The organism is Acetobacter farinalis (genome assembly GCF_011516935.1).
GTDB classification, from domain to species: domain Bacteria; phylum Pseudomonadota; class Alphaproteobacteria; order Acetobacterales; family Acetobacteraceae; genus Acetobacter; species Acetobacter farinalis.
The window spans coordinates 1-4,830 of sequence record NZ_WOTF01000044.1; the positions used below are offsets into that span (position 1 = coordinate 1).

Below are 4,830 nucleotides of genomic sequence, written 5' to 3' on the forward strand. Positions count from 1 at the left end.
ATCGTCACTCAATGCTCGTGCCATCACCATCTCCATCAATGGAAACGGTGAATCACAATCTATGCCCCATGTCACCCCACACGATTCATCGTTCAGTGGACGTGCTCTAGATCAGGTAAGGTTGACTGTTGCCCCGCTTCGGTTTGGTGCAGGCATTAAAGGGAAGGTCCTCGACAGTCTTGCTGCAGGCGTGCCCTGCGTCATGACGCCGATCGCAAGCGAAGGACTGAGCCTAACTGACGAACTGAAAAAGCTTGTCGCTATCGGAAATGCAAATATGGCAAAGCTGATTGTTCTCGCCCATACGGACCGCAACCTGTTTAATCAAAACTCGAAGGCTGGCCAAAGCTATATCCGCAATCACCATCACGAACAGTGCGTCACGAAAACCCTGCACACGGCTTTCATCGGTCCCAGTAAAATCATAAAAACAGCATAATATTGTCGGGCTATTCTTACGTGAATGGCCCGAAAATTCTTCACAAAAGCAACGCTAACGAATTGCATCCGGTATATCTATTTTTTGACCCAGAATCTGCATGTTGCCGTACGAGCTGGTCCCCAGCCGGCTGCTTTCAGATTTTCTGATATCTGACGCTGCTCGATCGCTCCAGGTGGCCACGTGCGTTGAAGAAATTCCTCCACAACATTCTTGAGTGTTAAAGGCTCTTTTCGAAAAGATGCCCATTCTTCAAATTTTGGACTCTGAATAGCCTCCACTTCCAGATTATCAGTTTTTACGGGGTATTTTAAATTATCCCGGACAGGAACAAGAACCCTTCTTTCTTCGTCTCGGGTATCTGCGATACAGGCCATTTGAAACAATTCATCAAATCCCATAGCCTCCCAGTCAATGGGATCAGGAATAAATTTTTCAGGATAGTAAATATTTTTTTGTGCCACGTCCTTTATTTCTCCCCATGCACTTTTTTGAGCATATCTCCAATAAGAAGTTGGATAACAGAGAATCAAGGTCGGGGGTGTGATCGGTACCCAGCGCCGATAGATAATATGTACCATTTCAATATATTGGCTGCGTACATTATAACGAGACTGGTTCATCAAAAATTCTTGACGCTCACCAGGACTATAATGATACCGCAAAACCCCACCACTGTCTCCAGATCGGACCACCTGCATCACCAGCGCCCATAATTCACTTCGAGACAACCCAATCCGGACTTCCGCGGGGCAATGTTGCAAAATCGTATCGGGTCCAACAACGTGCCATTCCCACCTGATAATATTAAGTATTCGAACTGTATTCACGATATCATGCTTGTAACAATGCTGCTTCAGCCATTCTATCTTCTGCTCCATCGTGAGAACAGGAATCTCCGACGCTTCCATCTTCACCCCTTCTGAGTGTTGCGTGCTTTGGCAATCGCACTGTGCTGGATACTTCGGATACCGTGCACCAAAGGTACGATGACCAGGAGTCTCTTTTGAGGGGGACTCACAGATAGTCCGATGATCTGCTGAGCTTGTAATTCTAAATCTACTGTCTATCTGTCTATTATTAAGATCAGGCGTTTTCTGGGAAGCAGCAGAACCATGTCGAGTAAAAGCAAAGAATTTTCTATTCTTTTCAATGCGCAAGACAGATTTCTGAACTTCCGCATACAGACTCTCCTTTTAGAGTGCCTCACACCAGAGCAGACACGCCTTCCCCAAACGACAGCAACATCATGCGGTCAATCATCCCAACACCAACCCTCCCCGACCGCCTGGCTTCGGGTGGCGCAGATCCTTCTTGAACAGGGTCTGCGGGAAACCCTCGCCGCCGGCCCCCCTGATGGACAAAGTTTCCGGTCTTTATGCATGTCTCAACAGGACGATGAACTGAGCCAGATTAGCCGCAATAGTCTTTTCGATCAGCTTGATACCCTCAAAACTATCTACAAAACCCGTTATAAAAACAAAGAATATTCAGATTTTTTTTCAGAACCAGATCCCACACTTGTTCCCCCTTATTCATTCGAAACCTACGACAGGATGCGTCACAGGATCCTTCACGAAGCCAGGGTGTTTATCGGACGACCTTTACACATCGCGGCCCGTGCATATTTTCACCATCCGGACATTTCATTGTCCTGGCAACGCTGCAGACAGACCCTTGATGCTCTGAACGGTGCGGACATCCTGCTGGTCGAGCCCCATGATCCTTTCCCGACCGGCTATCATCCCCCACCTCCCCCCGGAAAGCGGTCCCTTAATTTAGGCCATAAACGCAAGCGGTTTTTTGAACTCAAAAAACGGTTCGCAGGCGTTATTCCCCTTCTGGCAGCCATGGATGTCATCTGGTGCACCCATTATCTTCCCTCCCATAATGCTGAGGACCGGCGTAGGGCCGGCACTTACGATATCCGGCCATTGCGACCCCGTCACAGTTTCATGGACGATGATCGTGACCGGGAACTGACAGTCGCAACACTTGCCTATGCCCTGTGGTTCCAGAGATGGGGGCTGGAACAGAAGCTTCTGCAGAGCAATAGTCCCTTCTTCCAGTCCTCTGACTGTCCCGAGGCAACAGCAATTTCCGCCCCGGAATTCAATCCAGACTCATGGCTGGCCCAGACCGCTCCGTTCATACGGATCAGGAGTGGCATAACAGGCCAGATCTATCAGACGCGCCGTGCTTTTTATGAGCAGTGCACCACACCCCCTTCGTTTCTGGAGCCTGACAGAGCGTCAGGGTCGCCCTTTTTCCTGCCACTGCCGTCCCTGCCCAAAAGTCTTGTCCAGGAAATGGCCAGACAGGAAAGTCCTGAGTCAAAGCCCCGCAAATCATGACCATCAGTCCGGCACACTCTCTTGCCATTAAGCGTCATTTGGAGAGTCCCCTTCAAAGGGAACGTTTCAGACCTCTTTTTTACCGCGAGGATCGTGCTTGCAATTCCGGAGGCACAGCGCGATGGTCGACCCCGTCACCCCTATTCAGTCGCCCCAGCAGGTGTGTTCAACACCTCAGTCCGTACACGCCCTCAGGTCGCTGGTTCGACTTCTGGCCCGGCAGGCGGCCAGAGACTGGTACTTAGAGCAAAGATCACGACATCCTCTGAAGGAGGACGTCCCAGAGAACTGACAGGATCGAACCGTCATGAGAGTTGCGCTTTACGCCCGTTATTCCTCGGACAACCAGCGGGATGCCTCCATCGAGGACCAGTTCCGGATCTGCCGCGCACACGCAGAAAAAAACGGCTGGCAGATCGTTGCCTCCTACAGTGACCGGGCGATCTCCGGTACAACCCTGCTCCGCCCCGGAATTCAGGACCTGATGGCACAGGCCCGGGCCGGACATTTTGAAATCGTGCTGGCAGAAGGTCTGGACCGCCTGTCCCGTGATCAGGAAGACGTGGCGGGTTTTTACAAGCGCATGAAATTTGCGGACGTGCAAATCGAGACGCTCAGTGAGGGCAGGATCACTGCTCTGCATATTGGCCTGACCGGCACAATGAACGCGGAGTTCATTGATAAACTTTCAAAAAACACCCATCGCGGCCTCTACGGTCGTATTAAGGACGGTAAATCAGGGGGCGGGCTGTGTTATGGCTACGATGTTCTCAAGCTCCGCGATGCAGAGGGGGAACGCATTTGCGGCGAACGTGCGATCAATGGCGAGCAGGCCGAGATCGTCCGCCGGATCTTTCGGGATTATGCCGACGGCAAATCTCCCAAAGCCATCGCCCTTTCTCTCAATGCTGAAGGACATCGCGGTCCCCTATCCGGAGCCTGGAGCCCCTCCACCATCAATGGCAATCGCGAACGCGGCACTGGCCTCCTCAACAACGAACTCTATATCGGTCGTCTGATCTGGAACCGCCTGCGCTACCTCAAGGATCCCGTTACCAAGAAACGTGTTTCACGCCTGAACCCTAAATCCAAGTGGGTCATTGAGGACGTTCCTGATCTGCGGATTATCGAGCAGGATCTCTGGGAGGCGGTCAAAGCCCGTCAGAGCAAAACGACCTGGTCCCAGAAATCCCGCGGCACTGGCACTCATCCGCTCAACGCCCTGCAGCGTCCGACCCATCTCCTGACCGGTCTGAGCAAATGCGGTTGCTGTGGCGGTGGCTTCTCGATGATCTCCAAAAACCATCTTGGCTGCTCGACAGCCCGCAACAAGGGCACCTGCGAGAACCGGCTGACAATCCGGCGAGATGTCCTGGAGAAATCCGTGCTCAACGGTCTGAGGACCCAGATGATGGATCCTGCCCTCTTCAAAGAATTCTGTGACGAGTTTACCCGTGAGGTCAACCGACTGCGGATGGAAAAAGGGGCCGATCTGGCTACCCTGAAATCCGAACTTCCCAAAATCGAGCGCGAACTGAACAAGGCCGTTCAGGCGATCCTGGATGGCTTTGCCAGTTCTGCTCTCAAGACACGCATGGAGCAACTTGAAGCACGCAAGGCCGAGATCGAAGCACGGCTGGCCGAGGCCCCTTGCCCACCTCCACTCCTTCATCCGAACATGGCGGAACTGTATCGTCAGAAGATCGGCGTCCTCCACGACAGCCTGCAGAACGAGGCCACCGGAACACAGACGATAGAAGCGATCCGTTCTCTGATCACACGGATCAGGCTTATTCCTGAGAATGGAGAGCTAGCGATTTTCCTTGAGGGGGATCTTGCTGCAATGCTGGGTTTTGCGACAAACAAAAAGAACGCCACGCATCACCCGGACACTGGCGTTCTTAATAAGTTCTTAGTGCAGGATTCATTGGTTGCGGGGACAGGATTTGAACCTGTGACCTTCAGGTTATGAGCCTGACGAGCTACCGGGCTGCTCCACCCCGCGGTTGTGAGGATTTGGGTAGACTGGAAGACCTG

4 protein-coding genes, 1 tRNA gene and 2 pseudogenes are annotated in these 4,830 nt (G+C 52.2%); 4 read left to right on the forward strand and 3 right to left on the reverse strand.

Annotation, left to right across the window (positions count from 1 at the left end):
* Positions 1-439, forward strand: a pseudogene (locus GOB82_RS12915) (hypothetical protein); the annotation flags it as partial.
* Between the two features lie 77 nt (positions 440-516).
* Here GOB82_RS12915 and GOB82_RS12920 read toward each other — a convergent pair.
* Positions 517-1,350 carry a hypothetical protein gene (locus GOB82_RS12920; RefSeq protein ID WP_166123711.1) on the reverse strand — a complete coding sequence of 278 codons (834 nt, stop codon included), beginning with the start codon at positions 1,348-1,350 and terminating at the stop codon, positions 517-519.
* A gap of 204 nt (positions 1,351-1,554) precedes the next feature.
* Between GOB82_RS12920 and GOB82_RS12925 the strand changes: the two genes are divergently transcribed.
* Both GOB82_RS12925 and GOB82_RS13610 read left to right on the forward strand, forming a co-directional pair.
* Positions 1,555-2,793 carry a hypothetical protein gene (locus GOB82_RS12925; protein ID WP_166123713.1) on the forward strand — a complete coding sequence of 413 codons (1,239 nt, stop codon included), beginning with the start codon at positions 1,555-1,557 and terminating at the stop codon, positions 2,791-2,793.
* A gap of 307 nt (positions 2,794-3,100) precedes the next feature.
* Positions 3,101-3,469 (forward strand): annotated as a pseudogene (locus GOB82_RS13610) (recombinase family protein); the annotation flags it as partial.
* Positions 3,470-3,529: 60 nt separating this feature from the next.
* On the opposite strand, the gene GOB82_RS13615 reads toward GOB82_RS13610, so the two are convergent.
* A complete protein-coding gene (locus GOB82_RS13615; RefSeq protein WP_338078200.1) occupies positions 3,530-3,712 on the reverse strand; it encodes a hypothetical protein in 183 nt (60 codons plus the stop codon).
* Between GOB82_RS13615 and GOB82_RS12930 the strand changes: the two genes are divergently transcribed.
* A complete protein-coding gene (locus GOB82_RS12930) occupies positions 3,644-4,765 on the forward strand; it encodes a recombinase family protein (RefSeq protein ID WP_338078201.1) in 1,122 nt (373 codons plus the stop codon). The two genes, GOB82_RS13615 and GOB82_RS12930, sit on opposite strands and share 69 nt — an antisense overlap.
* Here the strand turns inward: GOB82_RS12930 and GOB82_RS12935 are convergent.
* A tRNA-Met gene (locus GOB82_RS12935) sits at positions 4,722-4,798 on the reverse strand. The genes GOB82_RS12930 and GOB82_RS12935 overlap by 44 nt on opposite strands.
* Between the last annotated feature and the right edge of the window lie 32 nt (positions 4,799-4,830).